This window comes from Vibrio sp. 10N.247.311.51, from assembly GCF_041467855.1.
Taxonomy (GTDB): Bacteria; Pseudomonadota; Gammaproteobacteria; order Enterobacterales; family Vibrionaceae; genus Vibrio; species Vibrio coralliirubri.
Genome location: NZ_JBFSVK010000069.1, coordinates 1 through 1,803, shown reverse-complemented (window position 1 = coordinate 1,803; position 1,803 = coordinate 1). Strand labels below are relative to the sequence as shown.

The 1,803-nt window shown below is 39.7% G+C and carries 2 protein-coding genes; one reads left to right on the top strand and one right to left on the bottom strand.

The window, feature by feature from the left end; translation table 11 throughout:
* Window positions 1–1,007: 1,007 nt before the first annotated feature.
* On the top strand, window positions 1,008–1,403 hold the full coding sequence (locus AB6E85_RS25775) for a DUF2391 family protein (RefSeq protein ID WP_048611972.1): 396 nt from the start codon (window positions 1,008–1,010) through the stop codon (window positions 1,401–1,403).
* 196 nt (window positions 1,404–1,599) lie between these two features.
* Here the strand turns inward: AB6E85_RS25775 and AB6E85_RS25770 are convergent.
* Window positions 1,600–1,803: hypothetical protein (locus AB6E85_RS25770; RefSeq protein ID WP_372144815.1), on the bottom strand; the 204-nt coding region annotated here is incomplete at its 5' end.

The following is a 1,803-nucleotide window of genomic DNA, read 5'->3' as shown; positions in this document are numbered from 1 at the left end:
ATTTCACAATAATTCATCAATCTTAATTAGATCACATTTTTACTTTAATTGGTATCAGTCGAATAATTTGCATAAAAGACTCCCCGTAGCCTATAGCCTAGGTGTTCCCCAAAACCAACCCCATGACTATGGACTACATCATTTCTGACTCCTGTTATGATTTGGCACGAGTATGACTTCAAATGCACACAGCTTTAAGCTTAGTGCTCAAAAACTCGAGCCGTACGATGTTGTAAGCTAGCTTTATGAGACAGAACTGACTTAACATATCCCCTTCTCAACACCTGAAACTAATACAGGCCCTACAACCCATCTTGTTGCTCTGTACTGTAGGTTGCTTCTCTATTTAGCGAGTGTTCTTCAAGTATCAGCTAACAGTCCTTCGCCTAGGAAACCTGACTTCTGTCCTGTCTGTGAATCTAGAGGATAGTTCTGATCTGTAATTAGGGCTTTATCATGGAGGCTTCTCTTAAGAACGCTAGAGCCCCTAATGAGTCGACTTAATAGCTTCTTGTTATGCATTTAGCTTAAACCACTCTCGATGGTATTGAGCACCCTGTTCGAAGCATTTCAAAGGGTGAAAGTAGGCTAGATTCAGTTTGAAGGTGAGAGTCGTTAGGTGCGTTCCAAAGTTGTACTGGAGGGAGACATACTAAGAAATAGTGAACATCTCGTATCCGTGCCTACACGTGCAGTAATGTTTATCACCTAACCGGATTGGGACTCTTTGGTTCTAGGATCTGGTGTCTTAGGATGTTTACAGGTATCTCTTCGATTCTGATGTGTTTGTTGACTCGATATTAATCAGTTGTGTTGACCGCTTTGCTCTGAGCATATTGATTTCTTGCTGGTTAGTTCAAGCTATGTTTTGGTTATTGGGACTAAGATGAAGCTAGAAGGTCACTACTGTTTGCTTAGTTGAAATAAAAATCCCCCAAATCATCTGCGGATAGTTTTGTGATTATTTTACGAAATAGATAAAGCCTCAAAAGCTAATGGGTCGAACTATGAAATTGAGTTTTAACTTTGAAGATGCGAGCCAGATATTTGTGGGATCTTTTGCTTTGGCTGTACCGATTTCTTTTTCTGAAGAGGCTTGGAAGTTAGGGGAGACTTTACCTACCGCTAATCTATTGCTGCTATTTTTGCTGTCTGCGGTGTTCTTAGGCTTCTATACATATGAGAGCGTCTTTCAAAAAGATGTTGTTGCACGGTTGCCTGTGTTTATTTTTAGAATAGTTATTGCTTATGTTATGACGGCATTGGTCGTTGCTTTGGTACTGACTTGCCTGGACAAATTACCTCTAATGAGTGACCCTGTTGTATCGATCAAAAGAGTGATTGTTATTTCAATGCCTGCCTCTATGGGCGCTATTGTAGTGGATAGTTTTGATAAAGAGTGAACTGTGTTTCAATTTGGACTGAAGTGCCGTACAGAGCTTTTCTAGCGCTTATTTGATTCGTTATTTAGCTTTCTCACTTCCAGACTTAGCATTGATTTGTTTAACCGCTTTCTTCATCAATAAAATGAGTAGTAAGGTTACTATGAGTAACTCTTACGTCAATGTGTTGTTTGTTGTTGGGAGATATTGAAGAGCGTTAAGTAGCGAAGATTTGTAGCTTTGGAAGAATATGAAAACGGTTAGTTTCTGAATTGAATATGGTATTTGAAAGGTGAGGGTAGTTGTATTGAGATGTTGGGATCTTTAGATGCAAAAAAGCCGCATCAATGATGCGGCTTTTTTTAATTGGCTCCCCTTGCAAGACTTGAACTTGCGACATACGGATTAACAGTCCGCCGTT